This is a genomic window from Telluria sp. ZB2R32, from assembly GCF_059685715.1.
In genome coordinates, this window is the sequence record NZ_JCASIG010000011.1 from 112031 (window position 1) to 132151 (window position 20121).

Sequence of the window (20121 nt, forward strand, 5' to 3'; positions counted from 1 at the left end):
TGCCGGCTTGCAGTTACTGCTTCACGAACTTCAAGGTCATCCGGTCGCTCTCGCCGATCGCCATGTACTTCTCGCGCTCCTTCTCCTTGTTGGCCAGCACCGGTGGCAGCGTCCACACACCCTTTTCGTGGTCCGCCTTGTCCTTCGGATTGGCGTTCACTTCCGATTTGCCGGCCAATTTGAAACCGGCGTTCTCGGCCAGCTTGATGACATAGGCTTCGTGCACATAGCCGGTGGACGCTTTCTCGTCCTGCTTCATCGAGCTTGGCAAGCGGTGGTCGACCACGCCCAGCACGCCGCCCGGTTTCAGGACCTTGTGGATTTCCTTGAACGTCGTTTGCAGGGCTGCTTCGCCATTGCCGACCCAGTTGTGCAGGTTGCGGAAGGTGAGCACCATGTCGACGCTGTTCGCCGGCGCGATCTCGTAACGGCTCGGTGGCTCGAACACGGCGGTGACGGCCTTGCCGTACAGGGCCGGATTGGCGTCGAGTTTGGCGCGCAAGGCCATGGCGCCCTTCTTCTCGGGCGCCGCGCCGGCAGCGATGTACTTGCCCTTGTCGCGCAGGTAGGGCGCCAGGATCTCGGTGTACCAGCCGCCGCCAGGCACCAGTTCCACCACCGTCATGGTCGGCTTGATGCCGAAGAAAGTCAGCGTTTCGTACGGATGGCGCGCGCCGTCGCGAGCGGCGTTGGTGGCGCGGTGTTCGCCGGCGATGACGGCTTTCAGGGCGTCGTCGGCCTGTACGGCGCCGGCGGCGCCCGCGGCCAGCAGCGCGGCGAGGATCAGTCGTTTCATGGTCGGTGTCTCCAGTAAGGTTGTCGGCCGCGGGCCAGTGCCGTTGCCGCCGCGCCGATGATCGAACAAGCAACCCGGCCAGTCAAGCGAATCCATGCCATCTGCACTGTCCGCTGGGTGTCCGGCCGGACAGGCGGACAGCGCGCGGACGGCCGATCGACCCAGTATGTACGCCTGAAAACCGCATACCACAGCCGAGCCACGAAGACTTTGCGACTGGTATAAAGATTGCCTATTCAAAATCATTGGTTGCTGATAATGTTTAACGGTTTGCCATGCGGTTCGCCGTCGCGGCACCACGAGTTCTACACATACATATGCGGCAGTGCCCGTGTGCGCGCCGCCCCCGAAGCAGGTTGAATTCAGGAGACAGAATGGAACGTCGTACCTTTCTCAACATCGGCACCGTGGCGTTCGGCGCGATGCTCATCCCCGTCGCCGGCCGCGCGATCGCAGCCGAAGAACTGCTGAGCCCCATGGCCGTGGCGGCTAAAAAAGCGCTGGCCGACACCGCGTTGAATGCCGCCACCAAGGCCGGCGCTTCGTATTGCGACGTGCGCATCGGGCGCTACCTGAACCAGTTCGTCACCACGCGCGACCTGAACGTCGAGAACGTCGTGAATACCGAATCGGCCGGCGTCGGCGTGCGCGTCATCTGCAATGGCGCCTACGGCTTCGCGGCCACCTCGGACATGACCCCGGACGGCATCGCCAATGCGGCGCGCCAGGCCGTCGCGATCGCCAAGGCGAATGCCAAGCTGCAGTCCGAACCGGTGCAGCTTGCACCAGTGAAGGGCGTGGGCGAGGTGAGCTGGGCGACGCCATATAAAAAGGATTGGCGCACGGTGCCGATCAAGGAAAAGGCCGAACTGCTGATCGCCGCGAACAAGGCCGGCATCGACAACGGCGCCAACTTCATGCAGTCGATGCTGTTCCAGGTGAACCAGCAAAAGTATTTCGCGTCGACCGACGGCTCCTACATCGACCAGGACCTGCACCGCCTGTGGGCGCCGTTCAGCGCCACCGCCGTCGACAAGGCGAGCGGCAAGTTCCGTTCGCGCCAGGGGCTCGGTGCGCCGGTCGGCATGGGTTACGAATACCTGGACGCGCGCCCCGAGCACAAGATCAAGGCCGCCGGCGGCGTCGCCACGCTGTACACGAATTCGTACGACATCGTCGAGGATGCGCGCGCCGCCGGCCGCGACGCCAAGCGCAAGCTGACGGCAAAGTCGGTCACCCCGGGCAAATACGACCTGATGCTCTCGCCGGAACACCTGTTCCTCACCATCCACGAATCGGTCGGCCACCCGACGGAACTCGACCGCGTGCTCGGCTACGAAGCCAACTACGCCGGCACCAGTTTCGCCACGCTCGACAAATGGCAGTCGAAGAATTTTAAATATGGTTCGCCGATCGTCAACATCGTCGCCGACAAGACGACCCCGGGCTCGCTCGGCGCGGTCGGCTTCGACGACGAAGGTGTGCGCTGCAAGGAGTGGAACATCATCAAGGACGGCATCCTGGTCAACTACCAGGCCACGCGCGACCAGGCCCACATCATCGGCGAGAAGGAATCGCACGGCTGCTCGTACGCCGATTCGTGGAGCAACGTGCAGTTCCAGCGCATGCCGAACGTCTCGCTCGCGGCGGGCAAGAAGAAGCTGACGCCCGACGAAATGGTCAAGGGGATCAAGAAGGGCATTTATATCGTCGGCGACGGTTCGTTCTCGATCGACCAGCAGCGCTACAACTTCCAGTTCGGCGGCCAGCTGTTCTACGAAATCAAGGACGGCAAGATCGGAGAAATGCTGGAAGACGTGGCCTACCAGGCCAACACCCAGGAATTCTGGAGCGCCTGCGCCGGCATCTGCGACGAGCGCGACTGGCGCATGGGCGGTTCCTTCTTCGACGGCAAAGGACAGCCGCCGCAGATCAGCATCGTCTCGCACGGTTCCTCGACCGCGCGCTTCAACGGCATCAACGTGATCAACACCGCCCGCAAGATCGGCTAAGGACATTCATGACCATCCTGACCCAGGAACAAACCAAGCGCATCTGCGACCGCGTGCTGTCGCTGTCGAAAGCCGACGAATGCACCGTCGGCATCGCCGGTGAACGCAACGGCAACATCCGCTTTGCCCGCAATGCCGTCTCCACCGCCGGCCTGACCGACGACACGACCTTGACCGTGCGCGTCGCCTTCGGCAAGCGCCAGGGCACCGCCAGCATCAACGAGTTCGACGACAAGTCGCTGGAAAAGGCCGTGCGCCGCGCCGAAGACCTGGCGCGCCTGGCGCCGGAAAATCCGGAATTCATGCCGGCCGTCGCCAGGCAGCAGTACAAATCGTCGAATACCTTCGTCCAGAAGACCGCCGACATCGACCCCGAGATCCGCGCCCAGGCCGCCGCCTACGCGATCGAAGCCTGCCGCAAGAAGGGTTTAGTAAGCGCCGGCTTCCTGAGCGACTCCACCGCCTTCCAGACGGTGGCCAACTCGAACGGCGTGTTCGGCCACCAGGCCCTGACCTCGCTCGATTTCACCTGCACCATCCGCACCGAAGACGGCCGCGGTTCGGGCTGGGTGCGGCGCTCGGCGCGCGACCTGGCGCGTTTCGACCCGCGCGAAGCGGCCGACGTCGCCATCGAAAAGGCGCTGCGCTCGGTCGATGCGAAAGCGCTGGAACCGGGCCGCTACACCGTCATCCTGGAGCCGGCCGCCACCAGCGACCTGATGGTCTACATGATGAACGGCTTCGATGCGCGCCGTTCCGACGAAGGGCGCAGCTTCCTCTCCAAGAAGGGTGGCCTCAACCGCGTCGGCGACAAGCTGTTCGACAGCCAGGTGAACATCTGGTCCGACCCATGGGACCCGCTGGTGCCAGTGCTGCCGTGGGACGCCAGCATGCTGCCGCGCGAGCGCCAGCACTGGATCAAGGATGGCCGCGTGGCCGACCTCGAATACTCGCAGTTCTGGGCCAGGCAAAAGAACAAGCGCGCCGTCGGCAGCGCCGGCAATTTCATCATGGCCGGCACCGACAAGACGACTGAAGCGCTCATCGCCAGCACCAAGAAGGGCGTGCTGGTCACGCGCACCTGGTACATCCGCATGGTCGACCCGCAATCGGTGGCGCTGACCGGCCTGACGCGCGACGGCACCTTCTATGTCGAGAACGGCAAGATCAAGCACCCGATCAAGAACTTCCGCTTCAACGAGAGCCCGGTGTCGATGCTCAACAATATCGAAGAGATCGGCAAGTCGGTGGTGCTCGGTGGCGACGAGGGGCCAAACCCGATGGTGGTGCCGGCGATGAAGGTACGGGATTTCAATTTCACGTCTCTCTCGGACGCGGTGTAAGCAAAACGACCTGGGATTCAATCGTTGACCGTCGCGTAACGTAGGGTGGGCTCTTGAGCCCACGCGGTGCGACGTATGCGGGTCGAGAAACATCTCGACGATACATGAGCCGGAATACGCGTGGGCACGAGTGCCCACCCTACGTTACGCACCAGCCTGTGGTGCATTTCAACCACCGGCATTTGGAGAGTAAATGGAACGACGTACCTTCTTGAAAATCGGCGCCGGCACGGCGGGCGCCATGGTCGTGCCGGTATTCGGCAACGCCATCGCCGCCGAAGACCTGCTCAGCCCCATGGCAGTCGCCTTCAAAAAATCCTTGGCCGACGCTGCCCTGAACGCGGCCACGAGCGCCGGCGCATCGTATTGCGACGTGCGCATCGGCCGCTACCTGAACCAGTTCATCACGACGCGCGACCTGAACGTCGAGAACATCACGAATACCGAATCGACCGGCGTCGGCGTGCGCGTGATCGCCGGCGGCGCCTACGGTTTCGCCGCCACCAACAGCATGAACCCGGACGCGGTGGCCGCCGCCGCGCGCCAGGCCGTGGCGATTGCCAAGGCCAACGCCAAACTGCAAACGGAACCGGTGCAGCTGGCGCCGGTGAAGGGCGTGGGCGAAGTCGCCTGGGCCACGCCGATCAGGAAGGATTGGCGCGCGGTGCATGTAAAAGACAAGGCCGAGATGCTGATCGCTGCGAACAAAGCCGGCCTGGAGGCGGGCGCCAGCTTCATGACGGCGAACCTGTTCCAGATTAACCAGCAAAAGTATTTTGCGTCGACCGACGGCTCCTACATCGACCAGGACATCCACCGCCTGTGGGCGCCGATCAACGCCACCGCCGTCGACAAGGTCAGCGGCAAATTCCGCTCGCGCGGCGGCCTCGGCGCCCCGGTCAGCATGGGCTACGAATATTTTGATGTGCGCGCCCAGGACAAGGTGCGCGCCGCCGGCGGCGTGACCACGCTGTACACCAAATCGTACGACGTGATCGAAGATGCGCGCCTGGCCGGCAAGCAGGCGCGCGAAAAACTCAGCGCGAAATCGGTCGAGCCGGGCAAGTACGACCTGGTGCTGGCGCCGGAACACCTGTTCCTGACCATCCACGAAGCCGTCGGCCACCCGACGGAACTCGACCGCGTGCTCGGCTACGAAGCGAATTACGCCGGCACCAGCTTCGCCACGCTGGACAAATGGCAGACCAAAAAATTCAAGTTCGGCGCCGAGCGCGTGAACTTCATTGCCGACCGCACCAATCCGGGTTCGCTCGGCCTGATCGGCTACGACGACGAAGGCGTGCGCGCCAAGGAGTGGGACATCATCCGCAACGGCGTGCTGGTGAACTACCAGGCCACGCGCGACCAGGCCCACATCATCGGCGAAAAGGAATCGCACGGCTGCTCGTATGCGGATTCGTGGAGCAGCGTGCAATTCCAGCGCATGCCGAACGTGTCGCTGGCCGCCGGCAAGGCCAGGCTCACCCCGCACGAGATGGTCGCCGACGTCAAGAAGGGCATTTATATCGTCGGCCGCGGCTCCTACTCGATCGACCAGCAGCGCTATAACTTCCAGTTCGGCGGCACGCTGTTCTATGAGATCAAGAACGGCAAGATCACCAATCCGCTGGAAGACGTCGCCTACCAGTCGAACACCCAGGAATTCTGGAATGCCTGCAGCGCCATCTGCGACGAGCGCGATTGGCGCATGGGCGGCTCCTTCTTCGACGGCAAGGGCCAGCCGAGCCAGGTCAGCGCGGTCTCGCACGGGTCGAGCACGACGCGCTTCAACGGCATCAACGTGATTAACACTGCGCGCAAGATCGCTTAAGGACAAACGATGAAACAGCTGAACAAGGAAGAAGCACAACGCATCTGCGAACGCGTCATCAAGTTCTCGAAAGCGGACGAGTGCAGCGTCGACATCGGCGGCAAGCGCGAGGGCAACGTGCGCTTTGCGCGCAACAGCATCTCGACCGCCGGCCTGAACGAAGACATGGAACTGACCGTGCAGGTCGCCTTCGGTAAAAAATCCGGCATCGCCCAGCTCAACGAATTCGACGACAAGTCGCTCGAAAAGGCCGTGCGCAGGGCGGAAGAGCTGGCGCGGCTGGCGCCGGAAAACCCCGAATTCATGCCGGCCGTCGGCAAGCAGGATTACAAGGCCACGCCTACTTTTGTCCGTGCCACCGCCGACATCGATCCGGAATACCGCGCGCAAGTGGCGGCCTACAGCATCGAAGCGGCGAAAAAGGCGGGCCTGGTCTGCGCCGGCTTCTTCAACGACGGCAAGCGCTTCAATGCGCTCGCCAATTCGAACGGCGTGTTCGGCTTCCAGGAAGCGACCGACCTGGCCTACACCTGCACCGTGCGTACCGAAGATGGCCGCGGCTCGGGCTGGGTGACGCGTTCGGCGACGGACGCCAGCCGCTTCGACGCGCGCGAGGCGGCCGCCGTCGCTATCGAAAAGGCCTTGCGTTCGGTCGAGGCGAAGGCGCTGGAACCGGGCCGCTACACGGTGATCCTGGAACCGGCCGCCACCTCGGAAGTGCTGGGCAATATGTTCAGCTCCTTCAGCGCGCGCGACGCCGACGAAGGCCGTAGTTTCCTGACCAAGAAGGGCGGCAAGAACCGCCTGGGCGACAAGCTGTTCGACGAGCAGATCAACGTCTGGGCCGACCCGTGGAACCCGGACGTGCCGGTGCTGCCCTGGGATGGCCAGTCGGGCCTGGCGCGCCAGCGCACCGACATCATCAAGAACGGCCGCATCGCCGCGCTCGATTATTCGCGCTACTGGGCGCAGAAGCAGGGCAAGGTGGCGACGGCTGGCCACGGCAACATGATCATGGCAGGCGGGTCGAAATCGCTGGAAGAACTGATCGCCTCGACCAAGAAGGGCGTGGTCGTCACCCGCACCTGGTACATCCGCATGGTCGACCCGCAATCGCTGCTGCTGACGGGGCTGACGCGCGATGGTACCTTCTACGTCGAGAACGGCAAGATCAAGTACCCGATCAAGAATTTCCGCTTCAACGAAAGTCCGGTCACGATCCTGAACAACGTCGAGGAACTGGGCAAGCCGCAGGTGATCGGCGGCGACGAGGTGCCGTACCAGATGGTGCTGCCGCCGATGAAGGTGCGCGACTTTAACTTTACGTCGCTGTCCGACGCGGTGTAGAGACGGTCTTTAAATGCGACGGTACGACTTCTACTTCACCCGGCTGCTGTACGAGTCGGGTGACTGGGATGTGGATATCCGCATGCCCAGCAACGTGCTCAATTCGCTGGTCGAGTACACCACCTTGAAGGTGGACCCGGCCGAGCGGATGATCGCGCTGTCCGACCCGAAGGTGCTGGAAGCCCCGTTCTGTTATCTCGCCGGGCACAAGCTGGTGCAGTTCACGCCCGCCGAGCGCAAGAACTTCGAACGCTACGTGCGTGGCGGCGGTTTCGTGTTTGTCGACGACTGCAACCACGACATCGACGGCCTGTTCGCCAAATCCTTCGAAGCCGAGATGGCGAAGATCTTCGGCGCCTCGGCGCTGCGCAAGATCCCGAACAACCACCCGGTGTATTCGAGCTTCTTCAAATTCGACGGCCCGCCGAATACCTCGGTGGAACTGAACGGCTGGGGAGACGACCTGGTGCACGAATATTTGAAGGCGATCGAGATCGGCGGGCGCGTACGCGTGCTGTACTCGAACAAGGATTACGGTTGCGAGTGGGATTACGACTTTCGAAACAAGCGGTTTCTCGCGGTGGACAATACCCGCTTTGCGGTGAACATCATTCAATATGCGTTGGGAGCCTAAGTGGCGGAACATGATTCGGCAGTAGCCTGGAGCGAGGCGGAAGTCAGCGAGCTGGTGGCAAAGGTAGGGGCACTAAAGGCAAGCATGGCGCGTGTGATCATCGGCCAGGAAGCGGTGGTCGATTTGCTGGTGACCTGCCTGCTGGCCGGCGGCCACGCGCTGGTCGAGGGCGTGCCGGGCCTCGGCAAGACGCTGCTGGTGAAATCGCTGGCGCAAGCCACCGACATGCAGTTCCGCCGGGTGCAGTTCACGCCCGACCTGATGCCTTCGGATATCGTCGGCACCGAAATCCTGGAAGAAGACGCGGCCACGCGCCAGCGCTCGTTCCGTTTTCAACCGGGTCCCGTGTTCACGCAAGTGCTGCTGGCCGACGAGATCAACCGCGCGCCGCCGAAGACGCAATCGGCGCTGCTCGAAGCGATGCAGGAACGCTCCGTCACCTTTGCCGGCCAGACCCACACCCTGCCGCGGCCCTTCTTTGTGCTCGCTACGCAGAACCCGATCGAACAGAGCGGCACCTATCCGCTGCCCGAAGCCCAGCTCGACCGCTTCCTGCTGCGCATCGACGTCGTCTATCCGAGCGAGGACGAAGAAGTCGCGATGGTGGCGATGACGACGCAGTCGCATTCGCAGGATGCCGAACCGGCGCTCGACGTACAGAGCCTGCTGCGCCTGCAGCAGCTGGTGCGCGACATCGCCATCGGCGAACACCTGCTGCGCTATGCCACGCGCCTGGTGCGCGCGACGCGCCCGCAAGAGACGACGGTAGCGGCAGTGAAAAAGCATGTCGGCTGGGGCGCGGGCCCGCGCGCCGGCCAGGCGCTGGTGCTGGCGGCCAAGGCGCGCGCGCTGATGGACGGGCGCCTCGCGGTCACGCGCGACGACATCGGCGCGATGCTGCTGCCGGTGCTGGCGCACCGCGTGCTGCGCAATTTCGAGGCCGAAGCCGATGGTGTCGCCATGGCCGACATCCTGCAGGCGATCCGCGCCGGGATCCGGGTCGATTAATTGACGCACGTTAGTTCGGCGCTGATCGCGCACACGACCGATCTCGAACTCGTCATCCGCCACGTGCTGGCGGGATTGGGGCAGGGCGTGCATGCCGGCCGCGAGCGCGGGTCCGGCGTCGAGTTCTCCGAGTACCGCGCCTATGCGCCGGGCGACGAGTGGCGTCGCGTCGACTGGAAGCTGCTGGCGCGCGCCGACCGCTACTATGTGCGCGAGGCCGAACGCGACAGCCACGTGGCGGTCTGGCTGCTGCTCGACGCCAGCGCCTCGATGGCGGAGTCGAGCCGCAGCATCGCCGGACTCGACAAGTTAAATTATGCGCGCACGCTGCTGGCCTGTATCGGCGCGATCGCGCAGCGCCAGGGCGATGCGTTCGGGATGGCAGTGCTGGGCGGCGGGCGCGTGCAGTTCGTGCCGGCCGCGCGCGGGCCGCGCCAGCTGCAGCGGGTACTGGCGAAGCTGGCGCAAGTGCAGGCCGAGGGCGACTTGCCCGATGCGGATCTGCTGCGCTCCAGCCTGCGCTTTACGGGCTCGCCTTCACTGATCTTTGCCGCTACCGATTTCCTCGACTGGCCCTCGGCGCTGTCGCAAGCGCTGGTGCGCCTGCGCCACATGCGCCACGACGTGCGCGCCGTCTGCCTGCAGACCGAGGCCGAATCGACGGGCAGTTTCGACAGCGGCCCCGCTTACCGCGACCCGGAGCGTGACGGCGGCGTCTTCCGCTTCGGGCCCGACCTGCGCGAAGGCTACCTGCGCAACCGCGAACGGCATTTTGATACGGTCGGCGCCGCCTTGCGCGCCAGCGACGTGCAGCTCGCCCACGCCCGCATCGAACAGGCGCCGGGCGAGGTACTGCGCCAGTGGCTGCGTCAAGGGAGCCGCCGATGAACAGCCTGTGGTGGCTGGCGCTGCCGACCCTGCTGCTGCCGGTCTGGTGGCACCGCAAGAAGCGTGTGCAAGTGAAAGCCGAGCCGCTCGCCAGTGCGCGCTTCCTGCCGCGCACCGAGCCGCGCCAGATGCGGGTCTGGCGCTGGGCCGACATCGTGCTGTTGATCGTGCGCTGCCTGCTGCTGGCTTGCGCGATCGCCTGGCTGGCCGACCCGGTGTTCCCGTGGCGTGGCGATACGGTCGTCGTCGCCGAGGGCAGCGACGCGCAATGGGTCGAACGCGAGGTGGCGGCGGCCGGCTATGGCAAGGCGGCGCGCCAGGCGCTGCCCGCGCACGCGGCGCTGGCCTGGATCGGCGCCCACGAACGCGAATTCACCCCCGAGGCGCGCCTGCTGGTGCTGGGCGATATTCCGATGCCCGCCAGCTTGCCGCAATTTCGCCGTCCGGTCGTGCTGCGTACGCTGGCAAAGCCGCTGCCGCGCAGCGAGGCGCGCGTCGCCATTGTCAGCGAGCGCGCGCAGGAATGGCGCCGCATGTTCGCCGCGCTCGACGGTCCCTTGCGCGTCGTGCTCGACGCTGAACCGGGACCACGGACCGAATTGATCGTCTGGGACCGGCCCGGTGCGCCGCCGGCGTCGATGCGCGCGCCGCTGTGGTGGTCGACCGATGCCGGCGCGTTTACGGAACTGGCGCAATCGAAGGCGGTCGGCGCCATCCGTTACGCCGACGGTGTGCGCGGGCGTGTCTGGGCCTCGAATGCCTGGCCACCGACCGATCCCGCGACTGCGCGCGCATTGCTGGAAACCTGGCGCGAACTGCATTACGCACCGGTGCCGTACACCGCGCCCGCCATGACTTTTGCAGCAACGAACACCCCTGCGCGCCCGTACGCCAGCGGCGCGCTGCGCGACTTCCTGCTGTGGGCGCTGGTCGCCCTGTTTGCCATCGAGAGGATCCTGACCCATGCACGGCGACGCTGACATCGCGCGGCGCCTGTGGCGTGCGGCTGTACTGCGGCGCCTGCCGCTGTGGGTGCTGGGCACGCTGCCCTGGCTGACGCTGCGCCTGCTGCCCGGCCTGCTGGCCTGGGGCGCCTGGTGCATGTGGGATGCGGCGCGCCTGCGCCAGCAGGTGGCGCGCGGCTGGAGCGCCTGGCTCGATGCGGCGGTACCCGGCATGGAAGACAGCAGTGCGCTGCTGCTGGAGGCGGACACGCCGCTGGCGCGCATGCAGCGCCTGCGCCTGCTGGCGCGGCTCGACACGGCGCTCGACAAGCCGGCCGTGCGCCGCGCCGTGCACCCCCACGTCGGCACCGGTTTCACGTGGCTGCTGCCCTGGCTGGCGCTGGCGGCCACGGTCTGGTTCTTCGGCCAGAAGCCGGCGGCGACGGCGCGGGCGGCTGTGCCGGCCACGCAGGCGGCCAGGGCACCGATCGTGCCGCAGCTGACTGTGACCGCCACGCCGCCGGCCTACACCGGCGCCGCCGGCAGCAGCGGCGCGCCGCGCGACATCGCCCTGCCCGAAGGCGGCCAGTTGCGCTGGTGCCTGAAGGACCCGTCAGCCGCCCCGACCACGCTGGAACTGAGCGATGGCCGCACCCTGACGGTGAACGACTGGTGCGCAACCCTGGTCGCCACCGAATCGCTGTTCTGGCGCTGGCGCGGCGCGCGCTACACGATCAAAGTGACGCCGGATGCGGCGCCGACCATCACCATCTCGCAGCCGGCGCAGATGATCCAGGAGTTGAAAACGGATGCGACGATGGCCGCCATGGCGCTGTCGGTGCAGGACGACTACCGCGTCCAGCGCGCCACCCTGCACCTGACACTGGCGCGCGGCAGCGGTGAAAACATCAAGTTCACCGACCGGGAAATGCCGCTGCCGGCCTCGAATAATCCGCGCCTGCGCAACTGGGCAAAAACCTGGACGCTCGCCGAACTCGGCATGGAGCCGGGCGACGAACTGTATTTCTTCGTGCGCGCGGCCGATAATGCGGCGCGTCCGCACACGGTGCAGTCGCCCACCTACACGCTGCGCCTGCCGGCGCCGGAGGCCGAGGACAGCGAGGAGACGGCGGCGATGCCGATGCTGGTCAAGCCGCAAAGCCTGCGCAGCCAGCGCCAGATCATCATCGACACCGAACAGCTGATCGCCGACATGAAATCGACGCGCATGAACGCGGAAACGGTGCGCGAGCGCAGCGAATCGATCGCGCTCGACCAGGGCCAGCTGCGCCGCCGCTACGGCCAGTTCCTGGGCGAGGAATCGAGCCTGTTCGGCGGCGAGGAGCACGACGAACACGAGGAACACAATGAGCACGCGGAAGAAAGCGGCAAGATGGACGTGCTGCACCAGTTCGGCCACGCCCATGACGAAGCGGAAAACGCGACCCTGTACGACGAGGGGACGAAAAAAATCCTGCGCCGTGCGCTGGTCGCGATGTGGGATGCCGAAAAGGCGCTGCGCGCGATCACGCCGAAGAGCGCACTGGCGCCGGAATACAAGGCCCTGGAGGCGATCAAGGAACTGCAGCAGGCCGACCGCATTTACCTGCACAAGACCGCCTTCGTGCCACCACCGATCAGGGAAGAGATCCGCATGACGGGCGACGTGGTCGGCGCGGCCAGCTACGCGCGCGCGCAGGGCGGGGGCGAGGAGGCGATTCCGGCGGCGCTGCGCGAACTGGTGGCGGCGCTCTCGAACGATGCCGCGCTGCCGGCCCTGTGGACGCGTACCGCCCACGACTGGGTGCGTGAACGTTTAACGGACGACGAACAGCGCCTGGCCGCCCAGCGCGCGATCCAGGACGTGCTCGATGGCTGCGGACGCTGCCGTCCAGCCTTGCGCGCCTGGCTGCGTGCCGGCGTCAAGGAGGCGCCGGTGCTGCTGCAGGCGCAGCCGGTAACCACGACGCCGTTTACGCGCGGCTGGCGTGAAGGAGCGCCGCAATGAGCTCCACCATGCTGATCGCGGCCATTGCGCTGGCCGGCGTGGCCAGCGTGCTGCTCTACCTGTGGCGACGGCGCCCGTTCGAAGCGCTGCTGGCACTGGTCGCCACCGCGGCGCTGGCGCTGCTCGCCTCGAACGTCACCATGCCGGGCGCTGCCGGCGCCACGCTGGCAATCGATGCCCGCAACCCGCCGGGCGCGCTCGACGGTGTGCGCAGCCTGACGCTGCAGGGCGATGGCTTGCGCGCGGCGCAGTGGCAGGATCTGCCGGCGCGTCCGTTGGCCTGGACAGCACCCACGGGCGCCACCCTGCAGCTGGAATTCCCACGCCGGATGGCGCTGGGCCGCCTGTTCGCCCTGACCGTGCGCCGTACCGGCCAGGCGCCGGCGCGCCTGCAGCTGCTGGCCGAGAACGGTCAACTGTTGGCAGAGACGCGCGGCGCCGGCGACCTCACCGTGTCCTGGCTACCGCCGCTGGCCGAAACCCTGCTGCTCCGGGCGCGCTTGCTGGGCGACAAGGGACAATTGCTGGCCGAGGGGCCGGTGCCGGTCGTCGTTGGCGAGACCCGCCCCCTGTCCGTGCGCGGGCGCTTCAGCGCGCCTTCGTTCGACGTGCGCGTACTGAACGACATACTGGTGCAGAGCCGCGCCCTGGTCGACTGGCAGGTCACGCTCGGCAAAACCGTCACCCGCAGCGAACGCGCGCGCGAGAAGATCGACCGGCCGGATCTGCTGGTGATCGACGCTGCCTGGTTCGAACGGGCCGCGGCGCCGGCGCGCGCGGCCCTGCTGGAGCAGGTGAGAGAAGGAGCGGCGCTGCTGGTGCTGGCCGCGAACGCCAACGATGCCGGCGTCTGGTCGCGCAGCGTGCAGTTGCCCCTGCAGGCGCAGGATGCCGACAAACGCACCGGTGGTGCGCTGCCGCTGCCGGTGGCGCCTTTGATCCCCGCCACGCGCCAGGCTGGCGCCTGGAGCGGCAGCGAGGCCGGCGTCTGGGCACGCCAGTGGGGGCAGGGCCGCATCGGCTGGCTCGGCGCGGCCGACTGGCACCGCCTGGCGATCAGCGAGCCGCGCGCGCTGGCGTTGTGGTGGCAGGACGTGCTCGACACAGTGCGCGTCGAGCGTGCGCAAGATGTCCAGTGGCTGGCGCCGCGCGAGATGCCGCTGCCCGGCCAGCGCCTCGAGCTCTGCGCGTTCGGCGTGCGCGGCAAGGTGCGCTTTCCGGACCTGAACCAGACGCTGGACTGGCAACGCCGCAGCGATCGCGTCGATGCAGCGTGCGTCGCCGTCTGGCCGCGCGCGCCGGGCTGGCTGCGCATGGAAACGCAGGGATCGACGCGAGGATCGAAGATGGTGAACAGCGAGGTCTATGTGTACGCCCCCACCGACTGGCCGCTGTGGCAAGCCGCCGAGCGCCGCGCCGCGACCGCGCGCTATGCGGCGCGTACGCCGGTGGCGCCAACGCAGATAGAGCGGCGAATCCCGCAATGGCCGTTCGCCCTGCTGTTCGCGCTGGCGATGCTGGGCTTGTGGTGGCGCGAGCGGCGCTGACATGCCGGGGAAGCGGTCAGACGGAATCCTTCACGCGCCGTGTGGCGCGGCCCCGCCAGCGACAGGGAAGACCGCGTCGTAGCCGATGTTGAACAGGAACCCGTACACGAGGTAGAAGACGACGATCGCGACGTCCATCAGCAGCGCTGCCCACAGGCCGATGTCCAGGTACCAGGCAATCATGGGGATGAGCATGATGACCAGTCCGGCCTCGAACAGTAGGGTGTGGGCGACCCGCAGCGCCATCGTTTTCCGGACGCTGCCGCGCAAGCGCAGCAGGGCGCGGTCGAACCCCATGTTGAAGATGAAGTTCCAGAGCGTGGCGATGGTCGCCGAGACGATGCCGATCACGCCCATGTGCTCGAGCGGCTGGCCGAACAGCATGGCCGATCCAGGGATGAAGATGGCCAGGGCCACGGCCTCGAACAGGAGCGCGTGGCGGACGCGGTCGCGGAAGGTACGCATGTGAATTCTCTGAAGGCTGAGTAAGAAGCGGCGCCATGATCCCATATGCATTAATGTATGCATAGACGAAAAATTGGTGCATCATGCTTCAAATATGAAACATGCTAACTGGGACGATCTACGGCTGCTGCTCCTCATCGTGCAGGAGGGTACCTTGCGTGGCGCGGCCAGGAAGGCCGGACTGAGCCCGGCCACGCTGTCGCGCCGGCTCGACGCCCTCGAGGACGCGCTCGGCCAGCGCGTCGTCGAGCGCTTCCAGGGCGGCTGCACGCCGACGGCCTTTGGCGCCGAGATCATCGCCTGGGCGGGCCAGATGGGGGAGATTGCGCTCGAAATCGAACGCACGCGCGATCACCAGGATGCGCATGCCGCGTCCGGCCTGGTGCGGATCAATACCGACGAGTGGCTATCGTATTTTTTGACGACCCGGTTCGCACGCTTCCACGACGCCTATCCCAACGTCGAAGTGGAAATCGTCACCTCGCACCGGCCCTACAGCCTGGCGCGGCGCGAGGCCGATATCGCGATCCGGCCTTTCCGGCCCGAACAGCTCGACCTCGTCACCCGCAACATCGGCGTGCTGTCGTTCGGCCTGTATTGCAGCCGCGATGTGGCGACGCGCCATGCGGCCGCCCTGGCCAGCCGGGACTGGGCGAGCCTGCCCTTTGTCGGGTTCGACGAGCCGCGCGCGGAATTTCAGTCCGACCAGTGGTTGCGCAGCCTGCCCGGCGCGCCGGCGCCGTGGCTGCGCTGCAGCTACGGACTCGGCATCCTCGACGGCGTGGCGCATGGCGCAGGCCTGGGTGTGCTCGCGACCTTTCTCGCGGGCGGCCAGCAGGACCTGGTCGCCGCGATTCCCCATATTCCCGAACTCGACCAGGACATCTGGCTGTCGATGCACAGCGGCCTGCGTGCAAGCGCGCGCATCAGGGCAGTGGTGGACTTCATGGGCGAGGTGTTCAGCGAATATCGCCGGACAGGCCGTTGATGTTTAGAACGCATATTCCGCGCGCGCATACATCGTTCTCCCGTTGATCCCGAACGGGCAGGTCTCCCAGCAGTACGTAAAGCCCATCTGCGGGAAGGGCGCGGCGCGGCTCGTGTCCCAGCGCGTCGGGTAGCGGTCGAAGGCGTTGTCGACGCCGGCGGCCAGGCTCAGGCTGCGCGTAAAGCGGTAGCGCAGCGCCAGGTCGACCAGCCATTTCGCTTCCCAGGTCTGCACGAAAGGCGCGGTGAATCCCTGGCCTTGCACTTCGCCGTAGTAATTCGCGCGCAGGTTGGCGCCCCAGGCGCCGCGTGCGTAATCGGCCGCGACCACGTGGTGCTGGCGCGGCTGGCCGCGTTCGATCAGCGTGACCTGGGCATCGTCGAACAGCTGGGCGCCGGTCAGCACCGGCGACGACGAGCGCCGCGCCTTGACCTCGGTGCGATGCACGCCCAGCTGTCCCGACAGCGTCAACGTACCGGCGCCCAGGTTGCGCGTGGTGTGCTCGGCCACCACGTCGAGGCCGACCGTCTCGGTATCGATCGCATTGGTGAAGAACTGGGCCTGGCCCACGCGCAGCGGATCGAGGATGGCGCGGATCGGGCCGGCGCCCCCTTCCGGTGCGATGGTACTGGAGAAGACGATGCGGTCGTCGATGTCGGTGCGGTACACGTCCGCCGTCACCGAAAAATTCGAGACCGGACGCAGCACCATGCCAATGCTGGCGCTGCGCGAAGTCTCATCCTTGAGCGGGGCGATGCCGAAAGCCCGGGTGACGGCGCTGCCTTCGCGCGCGGTCAGGGTGTCGGTCAGCACGCCCGCATTGTTCAGATTGGTCGATACCGAGCTATAAAACTTCTGCTGCACCGACGGCGCGCGGAAGCCGGTCGAGGCGCTGGCGCGGATGCCGAAGACGCGGCTCGGGTCGAAGCGGGCGATCAGCTTGCCCGTGGTGGTGGTGCCGAAGTCGGAATAGCGCTCGCGGCGCAGGGCCGAGCCCAGCGTCAGCCGCTCGCTCCATTGGTGCTCGAGGTCGACGTAGAAGGCGGTGTTGTGGCGGCCCTCGTAGACTTGCGTGGCCGGGGTATAGCCGGGAAAACCCTGGATGCCGGCCTGGGCGATGCCGCCGAGCTGGTCGCGGATGACGATGGTGGGGTTGTTGGTGCGGCCGTACTGGTACGACACCGGTTCGCCCGCCTCGATGCGGTAGCTGTCGCGCCGGTATTCAAAACCGGTGGCGACGAAAATCGGCTGGCCGAGGAAGTGCAGCTGGCCCTTGATGTCGGCGTTGAAGGTCGATTGCTGGAAGCCGAGCGTGCCGGTATAGGCTGCACGCGGCGACTGGGCATTGATGTCGCAAGGGCAGATCGGCTCGTACCAGTAGCTGACGTTGATCGAATTGCGTTCGTTGAACACCAGCTCGCTGCGGCCGTGGTTGAAACTGAGGTCGTATTTCCAGGTGTCGCCCAACGCGCCGCGGTAGCCGAACGCCAGTGAGGCGTCGCGCACCTCGGTGCGGATATTCGGCAGGAAGCCGTCCGGATACACCGCCGGCACGTTGCGCGCATCTCCGCGCGGGCGATAAAAGCCGGCGGCGTCGCCGCTGCGTTTCGAGGCGCCGCCAAACAGGTACAGCTCGCCGCCATGCCCCACCGGCAGCATGGCATTGGTCCACAGATAGGCGTCGCGCGCCAGGCTGTCGCCGATGCGCTGGGTGACGCGCGGCGGATTCACGCGCAGGGTGTCGATGCCGGCGCGGTTGGTTTCGCCGCGGCGCCGGCCCTCCGCCGCCAGGCTCAGGTAGCCGCCGTCCGCGCCCAGCGCGAAGCCGCGGTAGACACTGGCGCCATAGGTGTCGCCGTCGCCTTCGCCGGTGGTGGCGGCGCTGACGCTGGCCAGGCCCTTGCCCGTGCCTTCCTTCAGCACGATGTTGATGACGCCGGCGATGGCATCGGACCCGTACTGGGCGGCGGCGCCGTCGCGCAACACCTCGATGCGGCTGATGGCCGACATCGGAATGGCATTGATGTCGGTGCCGGCCGAGCCGCGTCCGACCGTTTGCTGGACGTTGACCAGCGCCTGCTGGTGGCGGCGCTTGCCGTTGACCAGCACCAGCAACTGATCGGGACCGAGGCCGCGCAGGGTGGCGGGGCGGATGATGTCGGTACCGTCGCTGATGAAGGTGGTGGAAAAATTGAACGAGGGGTCGAGTTCCTGCAGCGCCTTGCCCAGTTCCAGGGTGCCGGTCGAGGCCAGGTCCTTCGCACTGACCAAGCCGACCGGTACCGCCGTGTCGAGCGCCGAGCGGGCGGCGCCGCGCGAACCGACGACCACGACCTTGTGCGCGGCTTCCTCGTCTCCGGAGCTTATTTGCTCCGGTGTTTGCCCCTGCGCATGCGGAAAGGCCGCCAGCAGCGCGGCGGCGAGCAAGGTCGGTTGCAGGGTCTTGTGCATCATCATGGTTCCCGTTGAAGAGTGTCAGTGATTGACGCATCTTGCCGGGGCTAAGCATTGCGGAGTTGCGTTAAAACAATGCTGGCGGGAGAACAGTGTTTCGTGGGTTTTTCGTGTATCGCACCGGCAACAGAACCTGCGTACGAGGGCGTTCAGATGCCGAAGGCTTTCAGGCCGGCGTCGAGCAGCACTTCCAGCGAATTGTTTTTTTGCCGGTCGGGGCCGGCATTGCGCGGGACTTCCTCGTACAGGTACCAGGCATCTTCTCCCGCGAACCTGTCGTGCAGCAGCGCTTGCCTGCCGCGCAGGTAGGGCAGGAACGGTTCGGCGCGCACGGTGGCGTAGCGGGCGCCAGCGCTGAACCCCAGGGTGGCGTCCTGGCTGATCGTTCTGCCGCCCCCGGCTTTCTCCAGCCGCACCCCGCGCCGGCCATGCAGCACCAGCGTTGCCGGACCCTCGAAGGCGAGATAGCGCAATTGCAGCGTCAGCCAGGCATGCAGGGTGCCGAGGCGCCAGTGGCTGCGGATGACCGGCCGCTGGCCGCTCTTGCAGATCACCCCGACCAGGGCGCGCGGCTGCAGCACGACCGCCTCGCCGGCGCCGATCTCGAGCAGCGCGACTTCTTCGAGCGGATCGACCGTGGACGACACGACCATCTCGCCCGCCTGGGTGGCATGCAGTTGCTTGAGCATCCACAGGTGCGCCGCGATGCTGGTGAACGGGTGCCGCCAGTCGAACAGGAACGCGGTGCTGACGGCGACGCCAGCTGGCTGGCTCTGGCAGTATTCGGGCCGGATCAGCATCTCGTGGCCGGGCGCCAGGCAGACGCGTTGCGATACGGCGCAGCGGAAGGCAGCGTGCGTGGCGCGCTGCGCCGAGGGCGCGTTCGGGGCGATCACGATCGGCGGCCGGCGCGCGGCAAGCGGCGCCAGCACGAAATAAAACAGGGTGCGGATGGCGGCCGGCACCAGCAACCATGCGGCCAGCACGCCCAACGCAACGGGCAGCACCGGCCGCACGGCTTGCCAGGCTTGCCAGACGGCGCTTTGCGCTTCCAGGTGTTCGGCCCGGAGAAGGCGCTCGCGCAGCGGTGCCAGCGCCACGGCAAGGCGCGCCTCGTCGACCTGGAATGCGGCCACCGTGCCCGGCGCCGGGAACCTGACGATCAACCGCTGCTGCGCCAGGAACGCCCCGTGCGCCCTGTCGGTGGCGCCGCGCAAGCGCTGCACCTGCCCGTCGAGGTCGCGCAGTTGCCAGTACGACGGAGTGATGGGAATCCCTGCGCTGCGGCCTGCCGCCGCTGCGAAGGCCGCGCGTTGCCGCAGCGCGTCCTGATAAGCGGCATAGGCGCGCACGTGCGCCAGCCGGAGTCCTTCGAGTCGAGCGAGTGCGGCGCTGCGGTTGGCCAGGGCATCGACGCGCCCGCGCAGGAGCAGCAGGTATGCGCGCTGCTGGCGGCGCAGTTCGATGTCGATCTCGCGCATGGCGGCCTGGCGCAACTGCTGCGGTACCGTTGCGCCACCCTGCAGTGCGGCGCCAAGGAGCGTAGCCTCCTCGCGCTCCCGTTGCAGGCTGGCGATCTCCTGGTCGAGCACGCGGATCTGCGCATCGAGCTGGCGCACGCCGGCGCCGGACAGTTGCCTGGCCTGGCCGGCCAGCGCCTGCGCCAGCGCCGCCTGGTGTGCGCCGGCATCGGCCCAGGCCGTGCGCAGCGCAGGCAGTTCGTCGACGATGCGCCCGATATGCTGCCATTCGCCGCGCAGCCAGCCGCCCGCCGCGAGAACGAGCACGATCGCCGCAAACAGCATCAGGTTGCGGCGCAGGATGTGGAACAGCGTAAGGAGGAGTCGGCCCATTTG

Annotated in this window: 15 protein-coding genes; 11 read left to right on the plus strand and 4 right to left on the minus strand. The window is 66.5% G+C overall.

Annotation, left to right across the window (positions count from 1 at the left end; translation table 11 throughout):
* Nucleotides 1–13 precede the first annotated feature (13 nt).
* Nucleotides 14–796, minus strand: a complete 783-nt coding sequence (locus tag AC56LG_RS24015; protein WP_497168554.1) for a class I SAM-dependent methyltransferase — start codon at nucleotides 794–796, stop codon at nucleotides 14–16.
* 374 nt (nucleotides 797–1170) lie between these two features.
* Here AC56LG_RS24015 and AC56LG_RS24020 point away from each other — a divergent pair, with 374 nt between their 5' ends.
* The 10 genes from AC56LG_RS24020 (at nucleotide 1171) to AC56LG_RS24065 (ending at nucleotide 14358) form a co-directional block, all read left to right on the plus strand.
* Nucleotides 1171–2808, plus strand: coding sequence for a TldD/PmbA family protein (locus tag AC56LG_RS24020; protein WP_497168555.1), 1638 nt, complete (start codon nucleotides 1171–1173; stop codon nucleotides 2806–2808).
* A gap of 8 nt (nucleotides 2809–2816) precedes the next feature.
* Nucleotides 2817–4151, plus strand: a complete 1335-nt coding sequence (locus AC56LG_RS24025; protein WP_497168556.1) for a TldD/PmbA family protein — start codon at nucleotides 2817–2819, stop codon at nucleotides 4149–4151.
* Between the two features lie 193 nt (nucleotides 4152–4344).
* Entirely contained in the window at nucleotides 4345–5982 is a 1638-nt protein-coding gene (locus AC56LG_RS24030; RefSeq protein WP_497168557.1) for a TldD/PmbA family protein, read from the plus strand.
* Between the two features lie 9 nt (nucleotides 5983–5991).
* Complete coding sequence (locus AC56LG_RS24035) at nucleotides 5992–7329, plus strand: TldD/PmbA family protein (protein WP_497168558.1); 1338 nt, start codon at nucleotides 5992–5994, stop codon at nucleotides 7327–7329.
* Between the two features lie 13 nt (nucleotides 7330–7342).
* Nucleotides 7343–7963 (plus strand): DUF4159 domain-containing protein, encoded by a 621-nt coding sequence (locus AC56LG_RS24040; RefSeq protein ID WP_497168559.1) that lies wholly within the window; start codon nucleotides 7343–7345, stop codon nucleotides 7961–7963.
* On the plus strand, nucleotides 7964–8971 hold the full coding sequence (locus AC56LG_RS24045; protein WP_497168560.1) for an AAA family ATPase: 1008 nt from the start codon (nucleotides 7964–7966) through the stop codon (nucleotides 8969–8971).
* Nucleotides 8972–9859, plus strand: a complete 888-nt coding sequence (locus tag AC56LG_RS24050) for a DUF58 domain-containing protein (protein ID WP_497168561.1) — start codon at nucleotides 8972–8974, stop codon at nucleotides 9857–9859.
* The gene (locus AC56LG_RS24055) at nucleotides 9856–10839 is read left to right on the plus strand and encodes a BatA domain-containing protein (RefSeq protein WP_497168562.1); all 984 of its coding nucleotides are present in this window, start codon (nucleotides 9856–9858) and stop codon (nucleotides 10837–10839) included. Before AC56LG_RS24050 ends, AC56LG_RS24055 begins: the two co-directional genes overlap by 4 nt.
* The gene (locus AC56LG_RS24060) at nucleotides 10823–12811 is read left to right on the plus strand and encodes a hypothetical protein (protein WP_497168563.1); all 1989 of its coding nucleotides are present in this window, start codon (nucleotides 10823–10825) and stop codon (nucleotides 12809–12811) included. The genes AC56LG_RS24055 and AC56LG_RS24060 overlap by 17 nt, the downstream gene beginning before the upstream one ends.
* Nucleotides 12808–14358 carry a hypothetical protein gene (locus tag AC56LG_RS24065; protein ID WP_497168564.1) on the plus strand — a complete coding sequence of 517 codons (1551 nt, stop codon included), beginning with the start codon at nucleotides 12808–12810 and terminating at the stop codon, nucleotides 14356–14358. Before AC56LG_RS24060 ends, AC56LG_RS24065 begins: the two co-directional genes overlap by 4 nt.
* A 30-nt stretch (nucleotides 14359–14388) precedes the next feature.
* Here the strand turns inward: AC56LG_RS24065 and AC56LG_RS24070 are convergent, their stop codons facing one another.
* Nucleotides 14389–14823 carry a PACE efflux transporter gene (locus tag AC56LG_RS24070; RefSeq protein WP_497168565.1) on the minus strand — a complete coding sequence of 145 codons (435 nt, stop codon included), beginning with the start codon at nucleotides 14821–14823 and terminating at the stop codon, nucleotides 14389–14391.
* 94 nt (nucleotides 14824–14917) lie between these two features.
* Here AC56LG_RS24070 and AC56LG_RS24075 point away from each other — a divergent pair, with 94 nt between their 5' ends.
* Nucleotides 14918–15811: a LysR family transcriptional regulator gene (locus AC56LG_RS24075; protein WP_497168566.1), complete on the plus strand. Its 894-nt coding sequence runs from the start codon at nucleotides 14918–14920 to the stop codon at nucleotides 15809–15811.
* 3 nt (nucleotides 15812–15814) lie between these two features.
* Here the strand turns inward: AC56LG_RS24075 and AC56LG_RS24080 are convergent, their stop codons facing one another.
* Together AC56LG_RS24080 and AC56LG_RS24085 are read right to left on the minus strand one after the other, a co-directional pair.
* Nucleotides 15815–18268, minus strand: coding sequence for a TonB-dependent receptor plug domain-containing protein (locus tag AC56LG_RS24080; protein WP_497168567.1), 2454 nt, complete (start codon nucleotides 18266–18268; stop codon nucleotides 15815–15817).
* 146 nt (nucleotides 18269–18414) lie between these two features.
* Nucleotides 18415–20118, minus strand: a complete 1704-nt coding sequence (locus tag AC56LG_RS24085; RefSeq protein WP_497168568.1) for a hypothetical protein — start codon at nucleotides 20116–20118, stop codon at nucleotides 18415–18417.
* Between the last annotated feature and the right edge of the window lie 3 nt (nucleotides 20119–20121).